The sequence below is a fragment of the Geminicoccus harenae genome, from assembly GCF_019800005.1.
GTDB classification, from domain to species: domain Bacteria; phylum Pseudomonadota; class Alphaproteobacteria; order Geminicoccales; family Geminicoccaceae; genus Geminicoccus; species Geminicoccus harenae.
In genome coordinates, this window is sequence record NZ_JABGCL010000006.1 from 27,688 (window position 1) to 44,463 (window position 16,776).

The following is a 16,776-nucleotide window of genomic DNA, read 5'->3' on the forward strand; positions in this document are numbered from 1 at the left end:
TCCCGCATGAGCCTCGTCATCGGTCTCGACATCGGCACCACCTCGACCATCGGCATCCTGGTGGAACTGCCGGCGACCGTCCTGGCCGTGGTCAGCCGGCCGGTCACCTTCTCCGCCCGCCATCCCGGCTGGGCGGAGGAAGACCCGGAGGAATGGTGGGCGAATGCCTGCTCGATCCTCCAGGAGCTGGCCGGCCGGGTGCGGGGCCGCGAGCGGGAGCTCCAGGGCCTGTGCGTCACGGGCATGCTGCCGGCGGTGATCCTGCTCGATGCCGAAGGCCGGGTGCTGCGCCCGGCCATCCAGCAGAGCGATGCGCGCTGCAGCCAGGAAGTGCTGGATCTGGCCGGTGAGGTCGACGAGGGCTGGTTCCTGAAGACCACCGGCAACGGGGTGAACCAGCAGATCGTCGCCGCCAAGCTGCGCTGGATCGAGAAGCACGAGCCGGACGTGTTCGCCAGGATCGCGACCGTGTTCGGCTCCTACGACTTCATCAACTGGCGGCTCACCGGCAGGAGGGTCGCCGAGCACAACTGGGCGCTGGAGGCGGGCTTCATCGATCTGGCCACGCACCGGATCGACGATCGGCTGGTGGCGCTGGCCCATGTGCCGCGCGAGGCCGTGCCGGACAAGTCGGTGCCGCACGAGATCCTGGGCGAGATCCTGCCCGAAGTGGCGCAGGCCACCGGCCTGCCGCAGGGCCTGAAGGTGATGGGCGGTGCCGCCGACCATATGTGCTCCACCCTGGCGGCCGGCATCATCGCCCGCGGCGATGTCCTCCTGAAATATGGCGGCTCCGCCGACATCATCATCGCCACCGACCTGCTGATGCCGGACGCGCGGCTTTATACCGACTACCACCTGATCCCCGGCCTTTATGCGCCGAACGGCTGCATGGCCTCGGGCGGCTCGGGCCTGAACTGGCTGGCGACGGTGCTGGCCCACGAGCGGCTCGATGGCGAGACCCCGCACCAGGCGCTCGACCGCTTGGCCGAAGCGGTGCCGCCCGGCAGCGACGGGCTCACCTGCCTGCCCTATTATCTCGGCGAGAAGACCCCGATCCACGACCCGCTGGCGCGCGGCACGCTGGTCGGCCTCAGCCTGAACCACACGCCCGGCCATATCTGGCGGGCGGCGCTGGAAGGCTTCGCCCTGGCCCAGCTCCACCATGTCGAGGTGCTGCGGGAGATCGGCCACGCGCCGAAGCACTTCTTCGCCTCCGACGGCGGGGCCAAGAGCCGGATCTGGATGCAGATCCAGGCCGACATTCTCCAGGAGCCGATCCGGCTGCTCGAGAACCATCACGGCTCCTGCGTCGGTGCGGCCTGGGTGGCAGCGGTCGGCACCGGGGCCGGGGTGGACTGGGCCGACATTACCGCGCTCTGCCGCCATGGCCGCCTGATCGAGCCGGACCCGGCCAACGCCGCAGTCTACCGGCAGGCCTATGCCGACTACCGCGCCCTCTACCCTGCGTTGTCGCCGTTCTTCCACCGGCACGGGACCAGGCCCGCAGCCTGAAGCACAGTTCGCGCTTGACGTTCACCGACGCGGCCGCTCTCGATCGGCGAAAGGAGAGCTGCGTGGTCATCGTGCGTCCTGATCGCCGCAACAGCCGTGTTTTCGTTCGATGAGGCGGCTGGTCCCGAGCGGCTGGCTGTTCGGCATCATCGTGGGCGCGCTCCTGGTCACCGCCGTGGCGGTGCCCTGGTGGCTGGTGCAGTCCGCACGCACCGCCCGTGTGGCGGTGGGCCAGACCCATGAGGTCATCACCACCACCCACAAATTCCTTTCCGCCATGCAGGACGCCGAGACCGGCCAGCGTGGCTACCTCATCACCGGTCAGGAGCCCTATCTCCAGCCCTATGAGGTAGCACTCGGGCAGATCGACACCCTGCTGCAGCGGCTTTCCAGGCTGAGTGCCGCCGATCCGCTCCAGGTCGAGCGGATCGGCCGCCTGTCCGTGTTCGCCGAGCAGCGGCTGGCCGAGCTCGCGAAGAACGTGGCCCTGGTCCGGGAAGGGCGGGTTCGGGCCGCGGAAGCGCTCATCAGCAGCGACCGCGGCAGGATCGCGATGGATAATGTCCGCAAGGTCGTGGCCGAGATCGAGACCGCCAACAATGAGCAGCGCGCCACGCTGATCGGCGAGGTCCGGCGTGCGGAAACCGTCTCGCTGCTCGGGACGATCGCCATCCTGACCGCGCTGGTCGCGGTGCTGGTGACCGCCGCGATCCTGCTGCGCCAGACGCTGAACTCGTTCCGGCAGGCCGAGCAGCGGGCCGACGAGAATGCCGAGCAGTTGCGGGTGGCGCTGGACAGTTTGAGCCAGGGCATCAGCGTGTTCGACGCCGACAACCGGCTGATCGCCTGGAACACCTGCTTCGTCGAGCTCTTCTCGGTGCCGGCGGCCTATCAGGTGGTGGGCACGCCCTATGCCAGCTTCGTCCGGCATGACTGGGTCGACGAGGAAGGCGACTTCCTGGAGACGCCGGAGCAACTCGCGGCAGCGCCGCCCGAGACGGCCCTGCGCGGCGAGCCCATCGTCTACGAGCGGCGGCGCAAGGACGGCCGGACCTTCGAGATGCGGCGCACGCCGGTGTCCACGGGCGGGTTCGTGGTGACCTATACCGACATCACCGCCCGGCTGAAGACGGAGGCGCAGTTGCGCGCCTCCCAGCGCATGGAGGCGGTGGGCCAGCTCACCGGCGGGGTCGCCCACGACTTCAACAACCTGCTCACCGTGGTGGTGGGCAATCTCGACCTGATGCTCCGCGACGTGCAGAAGGGCAAGCCGGACAGCCGGCGCGACCCGGAGCTGGCGGCCAAGCTGCAGGCCGCATTGGGTGCCGCCGAGCGGGGCGCCCAGCTCACCCGGCAGCTCCTGGCCTTCGCCCGGCGCCAGCCGCTGGAGCCCCAGCCGCTCGATCTCGGGCGCGTGGTCACCGAGGCCGCGACCCTGCTACGCCGCTCGCTGGGCGAGACCGTCGAGATCGAGGCGGCGACCGCTGCCGGCCTGTGGACGGTGCTGGCAGACCCGGCCCAGCTCGAGAACCTGATCATCAACCTGGCACTGAACGCCCGCGACGCCATGCCCGAGGGCGGCCGGCTGACGATCGAGCTGGCCAATGTCGTGCTCGACGCCGACTACGCCCGCGAGAACCCGGATGCGCTGGCCGGCCAGTACGTGCTGCTCGCCGTGAGCGACACCGGGCATGGCATGGCGCCGGACGTGGCCGCCCGCGCCTTCGACCCTTTCTTCACCACCAAGCCGGAGGGCAAGGGCACCGGGCTCGGCCTTTCCCAGGCCTATGGCTTCGTCAAGCAGAGCGGCGGGCACATCAAGATCTACTCCGAGGTCGGCCACGGCACCACGGTCCGGGTCTACCTGCCGCGCACCAACCGCAGCGTCGCCCAGGCCGAGCGCTCGCCGGTCGACCTGCCGCTCGGGACCGGCCGCACCGTCCTGGTGGTGGAGGACGACGAGCAGGTGCGCCGGACGGTGGTCGCGATGCTGCACGAGCTGGGCTATGCCACGATCGAGGCCGGCGACGGCAACAGCGCGCTCGCGGTGCTGGTGACGGACCAGCGCGAGATCGACCTGATGTTCACCGACGTGGTCCTGCCGGGCATGCTGCGCGGGCGCGAGCTGGCGGATCGGGCGCGGGCGATCCGGCCACGCCTGGCGATCGCCTACACCTCCGGCTACACGCAGAACGCCATCATCCACCACGGCCGGGTCGACGAAGGCATCGTCTTCCTGAGCAAGCCGTACCGCAAGGACGACTTGGCCCGGAAGCTGCGCGAGGCCCTCCTGGCCGTCGGCAACTGGGGCAGCGAGGCGCCTGGCCGTGACCGCGCCCGCGTCGACAGCTTCCAGCCGGGCGTGGTCCTGATCGTCGAGGACGAGGCCATCGTCCGCCTCTCGACCCTGGGCATGGTGGAGGCGCTGGGGCATCGCGGCATCGGGGTGGGCACCGCCGCCGAGGCGCAGGCGGTCCTGGACGAGGGGACCGAGCGGGTCGACCTCGTGATCCTGGACGTGGGCCTGCCGGACCGCTCCGGCGAGGACTTGGCGCGCCAGATCCGCGAGCAGTGGCCGGGCCTGCCGATCATCATCGCCAGCGGCTATGGCGGCGGGGGAGACGCGGCCGTGCCGGGGACGGTGCGGCTGCCCAAGCCCTACGACCTGTCCGCGCTCGGCACCTCCTTCCGCTCGCTGGGCCTGGCCGTGGCCTGAGCAGCACGGGCGGCGTGGCCATACCGGGCTACCGCCAATCTACGGGAACCGGCCTGGGGTTGCGTGGTTCATCACCGTGCAAGCCATGCAATCTGCTGGCGCCGTTGGAGAACACTATGTCGAATGCCGTCACGTCGCTGACCGCCGGTACCCGGCTCCTGCGGGTCCTAGCCGCGCTCGCCCTGCTGTTCAGCGTCGGCACGCTCTCCGCCTGCAACATGATGGAAGGTGCCGGCGAGGACATCTCGGCCGGTGGGGACGCGCTGGACGATGCCGCGGAGGACGCAAGGGACTGATCGTCCGGGACACCGGGCAGACAGCCGCTCCGGCGGCAGGGAAACAGGGGCGGCTCCAGGCGGGGCCGCCCTTTCTCGTGGCACTTGGCACACGATGGAAGTGTCTGGGCCCTCGCCCGGCGCGCCAGCGATCCGCTGGATAAAGAACGGGCCGCCTGCCTGGGGGGGATGGCAAGCGGCCCGCAACTTCGAGGGAGGGTTGAAACGCACCGGCATGACGTCCGGTCGTTCCTGAAACGTCTATACAGCGGGTAGGTTCCGCGCCATCCCGAAATAAGCGTCCGGCTCTCTGGGAAGGAACTTCGGGGGGCTATCGGACTTTGCCAATGGTGCAGTCCCCCACCTGTGCTGTTGCCACGCCATTCGGAAGGCGAGCCTGATGTTGTGTTGGGCATTGCTGTTCTTTATCTTCGCATTCATCACCGGCACCGTGGGATTTGCCGGTGTGGCGATGGTTTCCGCAAGCGTGGCGAAAATGCTCTTCTTCGTCTTCCTGGCCTTGCTCGCGCTCACCTTTGCCGCCTATCTGGTGCGGGAATGATGCAGACGGCGGGAAAGCCGCAACAGCTACGGGAACTCGGTTCGGGCTTGGCGGTTCTGCGGGCAGCCTGCTTCTGGTGCGGGCCCGTCGAACGCGAGGTCGCCTTGAGCATGCGGTTGATTTCCGTCAAACTCGGCACATCCCAACCAGAAACGGTCATGCGGGATCTGCCGGGCATGCCGCTTCCGCGGCCGCATCGCATGATCTCGCAGCAACTTGGGTCGAGAAGGGACCAGGCCTTGTCGAGTTCGTCGAACCAGCGTCGCGCGGCGAGCAACAAGACCTTTCCCGCCCGCAGCAACAAGGAGCGGTCCGCAATCGACGTGGACTATGACCGTTGGCTGAACCGCCGCATGCATCAGCTCTATGATCCCGTGCTCGACGAAGCCATTCCTCCGGAAATGGCCAAGCTGCTGCTCCAGTTCGAGGAGAAGCCGCAGGAAGACGAGGACGAGAAGTAGGGCCGGCAGGCTGCTGGTGGATTGGCCTTGCCCGGTTGGGGAGGGCCGGTGGCTTGTTGTCCGGGGGAGTTGAAATGGCGACCATGGCGGCGGAGATCGCGCAATCCCTGCCTTATCTGAGGCGGTACGCGCGCGCGATCACCGGCGATCAGCGGCGCGGTGACATCCAGGTCCAGCGCTGCCTGGAGCGGCTCCTGACGGACCGGTCGAACAGTGCCGGGCTGTCGCTGCGGCTGCTGCTGTTCCGGACCCTGACGCGGAGCTGGAACGATCAGGCGGAGCCGGAGCCGGCGTCGCATGCGCCGATCGCCAACAACGCGATCCTGGACCACCGGGTGCGCGAGATCGCGCCGGCCAGGCGCCAGGCGCTGGTGCTGTCCGTGCTCGAAGGCTTCACCACCGACGAGATCGCCAAGATCCTGGAAGTGGCGCCGGCGGAGGCCGAGCGGCTGATGACGCTGGCCAAGGCCGATCTGCGCGACCAGCGGCCGACCCGGATCATGATCATCGAGGACGAGCCGATCATCGCGCTGGACCTGGCCGGGATCTGCGAGCGGCACGGCCATCAGGTGGTCGGCTTCGCCGCCACCCGTGACGAGGCGGTGGCCAAGGCCCAGGAAGAGCGCCCCGGCCTGATTCTGGCCGACATCCAGCTCGCCGATGACAGCTCTGGCATCGACGCGGTCAGCGACATCCTCAAGCAGATGTCGGTGCCCGTGATCTTCATCACCGCCTTCCCCCAGCGCCTCCTGACCGGGCAGCGCCCGGAGCCGACCTTCCTGATCACCAAGCCGTTCGACGCGGACACCCTGGCCGTGTCGATCTCGCAGGCACTCGCGACCGCGGCGGCGTGAGCGAGCGGCAGCGCGGGGGCAGGGTCCGGTCGCTGGTCGATGCGCTGCCAGCACGTCTGCGCGGCCTGAAGGCCCGTCTCGCCCTGATCGTGGCGCTGGTGCTGCTGGTGCCCACCGCGTTCGCGATCGTCCAGGCGATGCGCGTGCTGAACGAGGACAGCCAGCGCCAGCGCGCCAACCTGGAGCGCACGCTCACCCTGTTCGTGGGCTATCACGACCAGATGGCCCTGGGGGCCGCGCGACTTCTGCTCAGCCTCGCCGAGCGGCCCGCCGTGGTCGACGCGGACCCGGTGGTGTGCAGCGATGCACTGGCCGCGGAAGCCAACCAGAACGCCATGCTCCTGCTGCTGGCCCGCGCGGATGCCGACGGCAGGGTGATCTGCAGCTCGCGCCCGAACGCGGTGGGCGTCTCCTATGCCGAGCGGCCCTGGTTCCGGCAGCTCGCCAGCGGGCGGGCCAACCTGGTCTCGAGCGGGGTCGTCATCGGACAGACCCCGATGGTCGGGCGTACCATGGTGGTGGGCGCGACCATCGGCGGCCAGCGCCGGCCCTTCGAGGGCACGATCAGCGCCGGCCTGGCGCTGGAAGCGCTGATCGCCCTGCCGCGCACGATCCAGCTTCCGGCGGACGCGGTGGCGCTGGTGGTCGACACGGAGGGGGCGATCGCCACGACTCGCGGCGAGGTCGAGGATTTCGGCCTGGATCCGGAGGTGATCCGGGGCGTGCTGGCCAAGCCGGGCGTGCCGCTGGTCCGCACCGACCAGGAGGGCCGGACCTGGCAGTTCCTGGCCCGCCGCAGCGACGTGCCGAGCATGCGCACCGCCGTGCTGGTCGGGCTGCCGGTGCAGCCCTGGACCTGGCTCGACGCACGGTTCCAGAGCGGCATCCTCCTGCCGACCTCCATCCTGTTCCTGTCGGTGTTCGTGGTCTGGGTCGCGACCGACATCCTGATCACCCGGCCGCTGCTCAAGCTGGCCAAGGCGGTGCGGCGCTGGCGGCGGGAAGGCGAGATGCCGCCCCTGATGCTGGACGGGGCGCCGGAGGAGCTGGAGGAGCTGGGCCAGGCCTTCATCCGTGCCGCCACCGAGATCCGCGAGCGCGACGCGCTGCTCCACGCCTCCCTGCAGGAAAAGGACCTGCTGCTTCGGGAGATCCACCACCGGGTCAAGAACAACCTGCAGATCGTCACGAGCCTGTTGAACCTGCGCGCCGGCTCCCTGCGCAATGCCCAGGCACAGCGGGCGATGCGCGAGGCGCAGCTCGGCATCAAGGCATTGGCCCTGGTGCACCGCAAGCTGTACGAGCGGGTCGACCTGAAGCAGGTGGCGCTCGACGAGCTGCTGGAGGAGCTGTGCAGCCTGGTCCACGACCTGAGCGGCGAGCTTTCCCCGCAGGTGAGCCTCGTGGTCGCCCTGGATCCGGTCGTGGTGGTGGCCGACCAGGCGACGCCCCTCGCACTCCTGTGCAGCGAGCTCCTGACCAACGCCGCCAAGCACGCCTTTCCCGACAACCGACCCGGCACGATCGAGGTCCGGCTGGAGCGGCTGGAGGACGGGCGGGCCCGGCTGACGATCGCCGATGACGGCATCGGCATCGACAGCACGCCGCCGGCGCCGGATGCCGCGACCGGGCTCGGCACGCGGCTCGTCCAGATGTTCGCCCGGCAGATCGGCGGCGAACTTTCTGTCGAAAGCGGTGCGGATGGCACGCGCACCACCCTGGTCTTCACCCCGCTCAAGGCCTAGTTGTTAGGTGGAAGCGGCGGATCAATGCGCCCGGCAGGCGGAACCTTCCCCGGTCCGAGGCGTTGATACGACACTGGACCAATGCTCGGATGGTCGAATGCGGGGGCCGTCGGGGGTAAATGTCGAACGAGGGAGCGATTGATCCATGTCAGTTTTCCGTGAGGATATCGTCGCGTTGCTGCCCCATTTGCGGGCGTTCGCGCGCAGCCTGACCTCCGGTAACAGCGCCCTGGCGGATGACCTCGTGCAGGACACCATGGTCAACGCGCTGCAGGCGCAGGCACAGTTTCAGGAAGGCACCAACCTCAAGGCCTGGATGTTCACCATCCTGCGCAATCGCTTCCACAGCGTGATCAGCCGCAAGCATGTCACGGCCGAGGTCGAGCAGGACGAGACAATCGAGAACCACTGGTGGCAGCCGGCCTACCAGGAAAGCGCCATCGAGCTGGACGCCTTCCGCCGCGCCTTCCGCCATCTGAGCGCCACCCATCGCGAGGTCCTGGTCCTCGCCACCGTCCATGAGCTGCCCTACGAGAAGATCGCCGAGATCTGCGGTTGTGAGGTCGGCACGGTGAAGAGCCGCGTGGCCCGGGCCCGGTCGATCCTCAAGAAGATGGTTCTGGAGGGGGAGCTGCCGGTCGACGCTTCCAAGGTCCCGGTGCGCCGGATCGAGGCGAAGGTTGACACCGCGGTGCCGAGCGAGGCCCGCCGGCTGGCCGTGGCCCAGGCCGTCCAGGAGGATCTGGCGCGCCGTACCGGCCGGCCCATCCACTGACGGTCGCTGTCTGAGGTTTCTTTCGCTCCTGCTGGAGGCGCCGCAAGGCGCCTCCTTTTGCGTTTGTGGGAGGCGGCTTTGGCGAGTCGTTGCCGGCAGCACGACAACGCAGCGGCCGGACTTTGTGGCGACCGAGGCAGAGGCAGGCCATAGCCACGCGGGTGCGGATCGAACATGGTCCAGCCGGGACGCCGGATGCGGCCGTCCGGATCCATGGCAGAACGGGTAGCGGATCATGAAGATCGGAAGCCGGCCGGCGGCCGGCCGGGCAGGGATGACGGTCGTTCGCCCACCCGTGGCGCTGCCCGCCCGGAAACGGCCGGCCGGCGTCATGGCCGGCAGCGGTTGCAAGGCCGCGGAGGCCCGCAATGGCTGAGCGGCGCGTGCTGCTGCTGGTCAACCCGAACAGCCGGCGCGGTGCCCTGTATCTGGACCAGCTCCTCGACCTGTTCGCCAGCCTGGGGGTCGAGGTGGTCCACCCTGGCGGGGCCGGCAAGCCGGATGCGCCCAAGGTGATCCGCGAGCATGCCGGCCGGATCGACATGGTCGTGGTGGGCGGCGGCGACGGCTCCGTCCATGCCGCCCTGCCGGGCCTGCTCGAGACCGGCCTGCCACTGCTGGTGGTACCGCTCGGCACCGCCAACGACCTGGCCCGGGCGCTGGACCTGCCGACTGACCCGCTGGAGGCGGCCCGGCTGGTGGTGGATGGCAGCCTGCGCCGGATCGATGCGGGCCGGGTCAACGGCGTGCCGTTCGTCAACGTGGCCAACATGGGCATCAGCGTCGACATCGCGCGCTCCCTGAACGGCGACCTGAAGCGCCGCTTCGGCGTGCTGGCCTATGCGATCGCCACCTGGCGGGCGGTGGCCCGCCCGCGCCGCTTCCGCGCAGCGATCCGCCTTCCGGGCGAGACCCTGCAGGTGCGCAGCATCCAGCTCGCCGTGGGGGCGGGCCGCAACTATGGCGGCGGGATGGTGATCAACGAGGACGCCCGCATCGACGACGGCCTGCTCTGGCTCTACAGCATCGCCCCCCGTTCGTTCTGGCAGCTGGTCAAGGACGCGTTCGCGCTCCGCGCCGGGCGGCATCGTGACGCGGAACGGGTCACCACCCGCTCGGCTCCCTGGTTCGAGATCCACACCCGCCGGCCACGCACCGTCACGGCCGATGGGGAGATGGTCACCCGCACGCCGATCCGCCTGGAGATTCTGCCGCAGGCGCTGCGGGTGGTGGTGCCGCCGGACGTGGGAACCGGGGCGGCCCAGGCCGGTTGATGCCGCTGAGGAGGGATGGGCGCTGCCGCCTGTCCGGCTTGGCGCGCATCCCCACCATCATGGGATGCGTCGCTGGACTAACGAACTACAAGGACGAGCGAACATGCACCCCAAGCGTCGTGCCGCCTTGGCTCTCATGCTGGCCCGCGACTCGCTGCTGTCGTGCCACCGTCTGGCGCGGCATATCGTCGACGAGGTCGATGGCGGCAGGGCGAAGGCGTGGGGGCAGGCCTATGCACGGCGCATCGAGCTGTTCGAGAGCATGATGCGCTGCCTGATCGACTACGGCGTGCGGCCGGGCGACCTGCAGGCCAAGCTCAAGTCGGTGCCGACCGAGGAGAAGGTGCCGGTGAACCTGGAAGCGGTGCTGGAGGCGGAAGCCCGCCTCGAGCGGCACCTCCAGTTCTCCCTGCGCAACACGATCGACGACCCGGAACTGTACCGCCTGCTGGCGCAGGCCTTCGAGCAGGTGCGTCAGTTCCGCACCCATGGCGAGTTCGAGCGGCTGCCGGCGCCGCGCCGCGACGCCACGCCCTTCCCGGGCGCCCAGGCAAAGCTGGCCGGCGGCCTTGCCGGGACGGCGCTGCAGTAAGCAGGCCTCGCGCGGCCGGACCAGGAGGCGGCGGCCCGCCTCCCTTGGCCGCGGGCGGGTCATTCGGCCGGCGGCAGGCTGTCGAGCTGCTCTTTGCTGAGGCCGACCCGGATCGTCCCGTCGCCCTCCTGCTGCAGGCTGGCGGTCTCGAGCAGGACCGGCTTGGCTCCTATGCCCAGGATGCCGCCGACCTCGACCACCACTGCCTCGACCCGATGGTCCGCATCGACCACCAGATCGCTGACCGTGCCCACCTTCTGGCCGGCCACGTCCAGGACGTTCTGCCCGACCAGCTCGCTTTCGCTGAACGCGTTCTGCGGAACGCTCGACGTTTCGACATCCTGCGCCATGGCGGCGGTACCGCTCGACAGGATGGCCGCCAGGAGGATGGCGGACCGCTGCATCAGACTGCTCCTTTCCCCAGTCGCTGGTCATGTCGTGGAGCGCGCCGGAAGTGGACGCACCCCCGCTCCCGAATCAATCCGGCCCGGCGCCTGTGGGTTCCGCGCGCTTGTAATCGGGACGGGAACGCAGGACTCGTTCCCGTGTTAAATCGGCAGGCGAGGAGGACTTGGGCATGCCACAGGATCGGGAAGCGTTGATCAGGGAGCGGGCCTACCAGATCTGGATCGAGCGCGGCCGGCCGGAGGGCCAGGACGAGGCGAACTGGCACGAGGCGATCGAGCAGGTCGAGCGCGAGCAGCAGGCCGGGGCGAAGATGGCCCAGGAGAATGCCGGCCAGACCATCGGCCGGCCCAAGCGGGGCGCGATCGTCGCCGACAAGCGCCCGGCCGAGGAGCCGGAGAACCAGACCACCGAGCCGCCGCCGGTGCACGCCGAAAAGCCGGCGCCCAAGACCATGCGCGCGGGCTCCAAGACCACCGGCAATGTCGAGAAGCCCGCCAAGGCGGCGAAGGCCGCTGCGGTGCCGGAGGGCGACAAGCCGGCGGCCAAGCCGCGCAAGAGCAAGGTCAAGTCCGCCAGCATGGAAACGCTCTGACCGGGCAGTTCCCGGGGACAGGTGAAAGGATCGGCATCATGACCGCTCAGGAGAAGCAGAAAGTGCCTTTGGGTGACAGCAAGAAGCAGCCCGACCAGGCCGATCTGGACGAGGCGCTGGAAGAAACCTTCCCCGCCAGTGATCCCCCGTCAGTGACCCAGGGGATTACCGGGATCCCCGATCATGCCGACAAAGACGAGCAGCAGAAGAAGCCCGAGTCCTAGTCGAACAGGAACTTCGACATTGCCTGGGTGTTGTTATGGCAACGGCCGGTGCTTGCATCCATAGATCATGGGAAGCACGGCAGGGGCGACGGGAGCGAGTTCATCCCGGCCCCGATCACCATAACCCGCATCCGGGAGTCCAGCCCATGAACTGGGACATCATCGAAGGCAACTGGAAGCAGGCCAAGGGCAAGGTCCAGCAGCAGTGGGGCAAGCTGACGGACGACGATTTCGACCGGGTCCAGGGCAAGCGCACCGAACTCGCCGGCAAGATCCAGGAGCGCTACGGCGTCACCAAGGACGAGGCCGAGCGCCAGATCGGCGCCTGGGCCCGCGACTATCGCCACTGAGCGGGCAGCCTCCCAACAGATTCATGTCGCTGCCGGCAGCCCATGCCGCCGGCGACACTGATTCTGGCCGGCTCAGATCCGGTCGAGCAGGCGGCGGATGCGCATGAAGGCGGTTTCCAGGCGGCTGGAGGACAGGGCGAAGCAGATCCGCAGATGCTGCTCGTTGCCCTCGCCGAACGTGTAGCCCGGTGCGGTGCCGACCTTTTCCTCGCGCAGGAGCCGCCGCGCGAACTCCAGGCCGCTGATCGGCGCCTTGATCCGCGGGAACAGGTAGAAGGCGCCTTCCGGGATCAGCAGGTCGAGCTTGGGGTGGCTGCCCAGGATTTCCTGCGCCATCGCCCGGTTGCGGCCGCAGCGCGCCACGAACTCGTCGGCGAACGCGTCGCCCTGGTCCAGGGCCGCCAGCCCGCCATACTGGACGAAGGCGGTAGCACCGGTGTTGTTGACCTCGGAAAGCACCGCCATCGGCACGGCGAGCTGCCTGGGGTGGACCATCCAGCCCAGCCGCCAGCCGGTCATCGCCCAGCCCTTGGACCAGCCGTTCAGGATGAAGACCGGCTCCTCCGGCTCGGCCAGCGTGACGAAGGACGGCGCGGGCGACGGCCGGTCGAACACGTTGCGGTGGTAGACCTCGTCCGAGATGATCGCGATCCCGCGCTGGCGGCAGAGGGTCAGTAGCGCCACCTGCTCCTCGCGCGACATCACCCAGCCGGTCGGGTTGGACGGCGTGTTGACGTAGACCGCCTTGGTCTTCGGCGTGATCGCGCGCTTGACGTCGTCCAGGTCGAGCCACCAGCGCTCCGGCCCTTCCTGCAGCCGCACGTCGACCGTGCGCCCGCCCAGCACTTCCACCACCGTGCGGATGTTCGGCCAGTAGGGCGAGACCAGGATCACCTCGTCGCCCGGCTCGAGCAGGCACTGGCAGGTGATCATCACGGTCAGCATGGTCGAGCCGGGCACCGAGACCCGGTCCTCGTCCAGCTCGATGCCGTAATGCTTCTGGTGATAGCGGAGCAGGCCCTCGCGCACCGGCAGGTGGCCGCGGGTCCAGTTGTAGAAGGTCTTGCCGTCGTCCAGCGCCCGCTTGGCCGCCTCGTTCACGAAGGACGGCGAGTTCAGGTCGCTCTCGCCGAACCAGAGCGGGATGACCTCCGGATCGTCCAGGCCTTCGCGGGCGATCTGCCCGATGCCGGACGGCTGGAGATCCAGGACGAACTGCCGGATCGGACCCATGCGACGACTACCTCGATCGGAAATTGTGACGATACGCTGTCAGGCCAGCCGTGCCTCGAGCACGCGGCACCAGTGATGATAGAGCACGAGATGAACCTGCTGGACCAGGGCCGTGTCGGTCGCGGGCACGGCGAACAGGTGGTCGACCTGGCCTTCCAGCGTAGTGCCGCCAGCACCGGTGAGCGCCACCGTGGTCATCTTGCGCTCGCGCGCCGCCTCGAAGGCCGCCAGCACGTTGGGCGAGCGGCCGGACGTAGTTAGGCCCACCAGCACCCCGCCCTCCGCGCCATGGGCCTGGACCTGGCGGGCGAACACGTCGGCAAAGCTCGCGTCGTTGCTCCAGGCAGTCAGGAAGACGGGATCGGCCGCCAGCGAGAGGACCCGGTAGGGCCGCCGGTCACGCTTGAAGCGGCCGACCAGCTCGCCGGAGAAATGCAGGCTGTCCGCCGCCGAGCCGCCATTGCCGCAGATCAGCATCGGCCGGTCGGCAGCCAAGGCCGCCACCATCGCCTCGGCGGCGGCGGCCACCCGCGCCTCGTCGAACGCCGCCAGGCTGTTGGCCAGCACCAGGCGGCTCGCCTCCGCCCAGTCCAGCCAGCTCGTTCCGCTCATCTCCACCAAAGGCACTTCCTTTCCGGGCGCTGCGTGCTGCGCGGGCGTGCTATAGCACCCGGCATGACGGAAGCGGAGACTAGGCAGCGCTTCGCGCAGGGCCTCGTGCGCGCGGCGGGCGTACGCGATCCGAGGGTGGCGGCCGCGTTCTCGGCGGTCCTGCGTGAAGCCTTTCTGCCGCCCCCGCCCTGGCGCATCGAGGGACCAGGCGGGAGCTTCGCCAGCAGCGATCCCGCGGCACTTTATGGCGACGTGCGGGTGGCGATCGAGCCCGGGCACGATGTATGGCAGGCGGAGCCGCAGCTTTGGGCCTTCGTCATCGACCGCCTGGCCGTGCCCGCCGGTGGCCGAGTGCTGCTGGTGGGTGCCGGCAGCGGCTATCTCGCCGCCATCCTGGCCGAACTCGTCGGCAGTGCCGGCGCGGTCACCGCGCTGGAGGCCGTGCCGGCGCTGGCCGAACGAGCCCGCCTGGTGCTGCGGCCGTGGGCTTGCGTCCAGGTCCAGGCGATGGATGCCGCCGATCTCGACCAGCTCCCGTTCGACCGGATCCTCGTCACCTGCGGCATCACCGGCCTGCCGGCCACCTGGCCGGCCCGGCTCCAGGACGGCGCCAGGCTGGCCGCACCGTTTACCGGTGCCGATGGCGGCGGCGTCCTGCTACTCCTGGAACGTCGGCCGGACGGGATCGGGGTGACGCCCTTGTCCGGCGTCCGCATCCAGCCGGCCCTGGGCGGGCTGCGCGATGGGCGCCAGGAGCGGGTCCTGGACGGGGTGCGCATGGCCGACAGGGAGGCCCTGTGGCAGGCCCGCAGCCTCCGCCCGCAGGACCAGACCCGGCCGGCCGAGCGCATCTACGGTTTTGCCGGACAGGTGCTGAGCACGCAGCCGCTCGGGCAATAGGAGATTCTTTACCGTTATGACGCTAGTTTGGCCGGACGGCGCGGCTGCCCGCACCGCAACCTGTCGGATTTCTTCTGCCCGATGAATCTTCCTGATCCCTTCGATCCCGGTCCTGGCGAACCCGATTCCGCCGACGACCTGGCCACGGCCTCGGGTGGGCCTGTCGGCGGGCCCGAGAGCCGGCCGGCCGACACGCCGCAGACCCGGTCGTCCGCGTTCCGGCTGGCCTATCTCGATCCGGACTTCATGCTGCGCAAGGACCTGCGCCCGGTCCGCTTCCAGCTGGAACTGCTCAAGCCCGACCTGATCCTGGAAGAGCACGGCATCGATTCCACCGTGGTGGTGTTCGGCAGCGCGCGCGTGCCCAATGACGGCGAGGCCGAGGCGGCGCTGGCCGCGGCCGAGAAGGCCCATGCCGGCAATCCGGACGATCCGCGGCTGAAGCGGGCGCTGGCAATCGCGAAGCGCCTTGCCACCCATGTGCGCGGCTATGCGGCGGCGAGGCGCTTTGGCCAGCTCATCGCCGAGTTCAGCAAGGCCCATCCTGGCCGGGAGCTCACCATCATCACCGGCGGCGGGCCCGGCATCATGGAGGCCGCCAATCGCGGCGCCTCGGAGGCGGGGGTCAAGACGGCGGGGCTGAACATCGTGCTGCCGCACGAGCAGGCGCCCAACCCCTATTTGACGCCGGAGCTGAGCTTCCAGTTCTACTATTTCGCGCTGCGCAAGATGCATTTCCTGATGCGGGCGCGGGCACTGGTGGCGTTCCCGGGCGGGTTCGGCACGCTGGACGAGCTGTTCGAGACGCTCTGCCTGATCCAGACCGGCAAGAGCCGGCGGATGCCGGTGCTGCTCTACGACAGCTCGTTCTGGACCAGGCTGATCAACTTCGAGATGCTGGTGGAAGAGGGCATGATCAGCCCGGACGACCTGGACCTGTTCCAGTTTGTCGACGACGCTGACGAGGCGTTCCGGATCGTGACCGACTATCACCTGAACAACCCGCCCAAGCGGGTGGGCCGGGGCAGGGTCTGACGGCCGCACGGCCGGGGAGGGACGGCATGCAGCTCTATTATGCACCCGGCGCCTGCTCGCTGGCAGCGCACATCACGGCGCGCGAGGCAGGGGTGCCGGTCGACCTGGTGAAGGTCGACATCCCGACCGGCCGGCTGGAGGACGGGCGGGAGTTTCGCCAGGTCAACCCGCGCGGCTATGTGCCGGCCCTGGTGCTGGACGATGGCGAGCTGGTCACCGAGGCGCAGGTGGTGGTGCAGTATCTGGCGGATCTGGCGCCGGCCTCCGGCCTGTTGCCACCGCCCGGCACCCGCGACCGGCTGCGGGTCCAGCAATGGCTGGGCTATGTCGCGACCGAGCTGCACAAGCCCCTGGGCTCGCTGTGGGATCCCCGCACGCCGGAAGCGTGGCGGGAAAAGGTCAGGGAGTGGCTGCCGGTCCGCTTCGCCGAGCTCGACGCGCATCTGGCGGCCCGGCCCTTCCTGGTCGGCGGCGGGTTCACGGTCGCCGACGCCTATCTGTTCGTGGTCCTGAACTGGACGCCGCATCTGAGCATCGACTTGGCACCCTATCCGGCGCTGGGTGCCTTCCTGGCGCGGGTCGCCGAGCGGCCGAAGGTGCGCCAGGCCCTGGCTGAGGAGGGGCTGGGCGGCGCGGAGCCGGTTTGACCCGAC

At 69.2% G+C, this 16,776-nt stretch carries 19 protein-coding genes; 16 read left to right on the forward strand and 3 right to left on the reverse strand.

All coding sequences use genetic code 11. From position 1 onward, the window contains the following. Positions 1 to 6 precede the first annotated feature (6 nt). The 10 genes from HLA95_RS06680 (at position 7) to HLA95_RS06725 (ending at position 10,769) form a co-directional block, all read left to right on the forward strand. Positions 7 to 1,515, forward strand: a complete 1,509-nt coding sequence (locus HLA95_RS06680) for an FGGY-family carbohydrate kinase (protein ID WP_191058832.1) — start codon at positions 7 to 9, stop codon at positions 1,513 to 1,515. Positions 1,516 to 1,624: 109 nt separating this feature from the next. After that, on the forward strand, positions 1,625 to 4,231 hold the full coding sequence (locus HLA95_RS06685; RefSeq protein WP_222182835.1) for a CHASE3 domain-containing protein: 2,607 nt from the start codon (positions 1,625 to 1,627) through the stop codon (positions 4,229 to 4,231). Positions 4,232 to 4,347: 116 nt separating this feature from the next. Continuing rightward, positions 4,348 to 4,527 (forward strand): entericidin A/B family lipoprotein, encoded by a 180-nt coding sequence (locus HLA95_RS06690; RefSeq protein WP_191060288.1) that lies wholly within the window; start codon positions 4,348 to 4,350, stop codon positions 4,525 to 4,527. Positions 4,528 to 4,906: 379 nt separating this feature from the next. Continuing rightward, positions 4,907 to 5,068, forward strand: a complete 162-nt coding sequence (locus tag HLA95_RS06695; protein ID WP_159711114.1) for a DUF1328 domain-containing protein — start codon at positions 4,907 to 4,909, stop codon at positions 5,066 to 5,068. Then, the gene (locus HLA95_RS06700) at positions 5,065 to 5,529 is read left to right on the forward strand and encodes a hypothetical protein (protein ID WP_191060287.1); all 465 of its coding nucleotides are present in this window, start codon (positions 5,065 to 5,067) and stop codon (positions 5,527 to 5,529) included. Before HLA95_RS06695 ends, HLA95_RS06700 begins: the two co-directional genes overlap by 4 nt. Positions 5,530 to 5,603: 74 nt before the next feature. After that, positions 5,604 to 6,383 carry a response regulator gene (locus HLA95_RS06705; protein ID WP_191060286.1) on the forward strand — a complete coding sequence of 260 codons (780 nt, stop codon included), beginning with the start codon at positions 5,604 to 5,606 and terminating at the stop codon, positions 6,381 to 6,383. Beyond that, a complete protein-coding gene (locus HLA95_RS29070; protein ID WP_191060285.1) occupies positions 6,380 to 8,128 on the forward strand; it encodes a sensor histidine kinase in 1,749 nt (582 codons plus the stop codon). Before HLA95_RS06705 ends, HLA95_RS29070 begins: the two co-directional genes overlap by 4 nt. Before the next feature lie 145 nt (positions 8,129 to 8,273). Then, on the forward strand, positions 8,274 to 8,903 hold the full coding sequence (locus HLA95_RS06715; protein ID WP_159711106.1) for a sigma-70 family RNA polymerase sigma factor: 630 nt from the start codon (positions 8,274 to 8,276) through the stop codon (positions 8,901 to 8,903). Between the two features lie 368 nt (positions 8,904 to 9,271). Further along, positions 9,272 to 10,177: a lipid kinase gene (locus HLA95_RS06720; RefSeq protein WP_222182836.1), complete on the forward strand. Its 906-nt coding sequence runs from the start codon at positions 9,272 to 9,274 to the stop codon at positions 10,175 to 10,177. 103 nt (positions 10,178 to 10,280) lie between these two features. After that, positions 10,281 to 10,769: a hypothetical protein gene (locus tag HLA95_RS06725; protein WP_191062238.1), complete on the forward strand. Its 489-nt coding sequence runs from the start codon at positions 10,281 to 10,283 to the stop codon at positions 10,767 to 10,769. A 59-nt stretch (positions 10,770 to 10,828) separates the two neighbouring features. Here HLA95_RS06725 and HLA95_RS06730 read toward each other — a convergent pair whose 3' ends face one another. Further along, on the reverse strand, positions 10,829 to 11,173 hold the full coding sequence (locus HLA95_RS06730) for a PRC-barrel domain-containing protein (protein ID WP_191060127.1): 345 nt from the start codon (positions 11,171 to 11,173) through the stop codon (positions 10,829 to 10,831). A 173-nt stretch (positions 11,174 to 11,346) separates the two neighbouring features. Between HLA95_RS06730 and HLA95_RS06735 the strand changes: the two genes are divergently transcribed. The 3 genes from HLA95_RS06735 to HLA95_RS06745 all read left to right on the forward strand — a co-directional run bounded on the left by HLA95_RS06735 (position 11,347) and on the right by HLA95_RS06745 (position 12,343). Beyond that, a complete protein-coding gene (locus tag HLA95_RS06735; protein ID WP_191060126.1) occupies positions 11,347 to 11,769 on the forward strand; it encodes a DUF2934 domain-containing protein in 423 nt (140 codons plus the stop codon). A gap of 38 nt (positions 11,770 to 11,807) precedes the next feature. Further along, on the forward strand, positions 11,808 to 11,993 hold the full coding sequence (locus HLA95_RS06740; RefSeq protein ID WP_222182837.1) for a hypothetical protein: 186 nt from the start codon (positions 11,808 to 11,810) through the stop codon (positions 11,991 to 11,993). Between the two features lie 146 nt (positions 11,994 to 12,139). Beyond that, complete coding sequence (locus tag HLA95_RS06745) at positions 12,140 to 12,343, forward strand: CsbD family protein (RefSeq protein WP_191060125.1); 204 nt, start codon at positions 12,140 to 12,142, stop codon at positions 12,341 to 12,343. Positions 12,344 to 12,415: 72 nt separating this feature from the next. Here the strand turns inward: HLA95_RS06745 and HLA95_RS06750 are convergent, their stop codons facing one another. Continuing rightward, a complete protein-coding gene (locus HLA95_RS06750) occupies positions 12,416 to 13,576 on the reverse strand; it encodes a pyridoxal phosphate-dependent aminotransferase (protein WP_191060124.1) in 1,161 nt (386 codons plus the stop codon). 39 nt (positions 13,577 to 13,615) lie between these two features. Beyond that, complete coding sequence (locus HLA95_RS06755) at positions 13,616 to 14,188, reverse strand: D-sedoheptulose-7-phosphate isomerase (RefSeq protein WP_191060123.1); 573 nt, start codon at positions 14,186 to 14,188, stop codon at positions 13,616 to 13,618. A 63-nt stretch (positions 14,189 to 14,251) separates the two neighbouring features. On the opposite strand from HLA95_RS06755, the gene HLA95_RS06760 reads away from it, so the two are divergent. The 3 genes from HLA95_RS06760 to gstA all read left to right on the forward strand — a co-directional run bounded on the left by HLA95_RS06760 (position 14,252) and on the right by gstA (position 16,770). Further along, positions 14,252 to 15,088 (forward strand): protein-L-isoaspartate O-methyltransferase family protein, encoded by an 837-nt coding sequence (locus HLA95_RS06760; RefSeq protein WP_191060122.1) that lies wholly within the window; start codon positions 14,252 to 14,254, stop codon positions 15,086 to 15,088. A gap of 81 nt (positions 15,089 to 15,169) precedes the next feature. Then, positions 15,170 to 16,123: an LOG family protein gene (locus HLA95_RS06765; RefSeq protein WP_191060121.1), complete on the forward strand. Its 954-nt coding sequence runs from the start codon at positions 15,170 to 15,172 to the stop codon at positions 16,121 to 16,123. A gap of 26 nt (positions 16,124 to 16,149) precedes the next feature. Continuing rightward, positions 16,150 to 16,770, forward strand: coding sequence for a glutathione transferase GstA (gene gstA, locus HLA95_RS06770; protein ID WP_191060120.1), 621 nt, complete (start codon positions 16,150 to 16,152; stop codon positions 16,768 to 16,770). The last annotated feature ends 6 nt before the right edge of the window (positions 16,771 to 16,776 follow it).

Coding starts and splice junctions, on each gene's coding strand:
- HLA95_RS06680 (WP_191058832.1), top strand. CDS start 7: ATGAGCCTCGTCATCGGTCTCGACATCGGCACCACCTCGACCATCGGC.
- HLA95_RS06685 (WP_222182835.1), top strand. CDS start 1,625: ATGAGGCGGCTGGTCCCGAGCGGCTGGCTGTTCGGCATCATCGTGGGC.
- HLA95_RS06690 (WP_191060288.1), top strand. CDS start 4,348: ATGTCGAATGCCGTCACGTCGCTGACCGCCGGTACCCGGCTCCTGCGG.
- HLA95_RS06695 (WP_159711114.1), top strand. CDS start 4,907: ATGTTGTGTTGGGCATTGCTGTTCTTTATCTTCGCATTCATCACCGGC.
- HLA95_RS06700 (WP_191060287.1), top strand. CDS start 5,065: ATGATGCAGACGGCGGGAAAGCCGCAACAGCTACGGGAACTCGGTTCG.
- HLA95_RS06705 (WP_191060286.1), top strand. CDS start 5,604: ATGGCGACCATGGCGGCGGAGATCGCGCAATCCCTGCCTTATCTGAGG.
- HLA95_RS06715 (WP_159711106.1), top strand. CDS start 8,274: ATGTCAGTTTTCCGTGAGGATATCGTCGCGTTGCTGCCCCATTTGCGG.
- HLA95_RS06720 (WP_222182836.1), top strand. CDS start 9,272: ATGGCTGAGCGGCGCGTGCTGCTGCTGGTCAACCCGAACAGCCGGCGC.
- HLA95_RS06725 (WP_191062238.1), top strand. CDS start 10,281: ATGCACCCCAAGCGTCGTGCCGCCTTGGCTCTCATGCTGGCCCGCGAC.
- HLA95_RS06730 (WP_191060127.1), bottom strand. CDS start 11,173: ATGCAGCGGTCCGCCATCCTCCTGGCGGCCATCCTGTCGAGCGGTACC.
- HLA95_RS06735 (WP_191060126.1), top strand. CDS start 11,347: ATGCCACAGGATCGGGAAGCGTTGATCAGGGAGCGGGCCTACCAGATC.
- HLA95_RS06740 (WP_222182837.1), top strand. CDS start 11,808: ATGACCGCTCAGGAGAAGCAGAAAGTGCCTTTGGGTGACAGCAAGAAG.
- HLA95_RS06745 (WP_191060125.1), top strand. CDS start 12,140: ATGAACTGGGACATCATCGAAGGCAACTGGAAGCAGGCCAAGGGCAAG.
- HLA95_RS06750 (WP_191060124.1), bottom strand. CDS start 13,576: ATGGGTCCGATCCGGCAGTTCGTCCTGGATCTCCAGCCGTCCGGCATC.
- HLA95_RS06755 (WP_191060123.1), bottom strand. CDS start 14,188: ATGAGCGGAACGAGCTGGCTGGACTGGGCGGAGGCGAGCCGCCTGGTG.
- HLA95_RS06760 (WP_191060122.1), top strand. CDS start 14,252: ATGACGGAAGCGGAGACTAGGCAGCGCTTCGCGCAGGGCCTCGTGCGC.
- HLA95_RS06765 (WP_191060121.1), top strand. CDS start 15,170: ATGAATCTTCCTGATCCCTTCGATCCCGGTCCTGGCGAACCCGATTCC.
- gstA (WP_191060120.1), top strand. CDS start 16,150: ATGCAGCTCTATTATGCACCCGGCGCCTGCTCGCTGGCAGCGCACATC.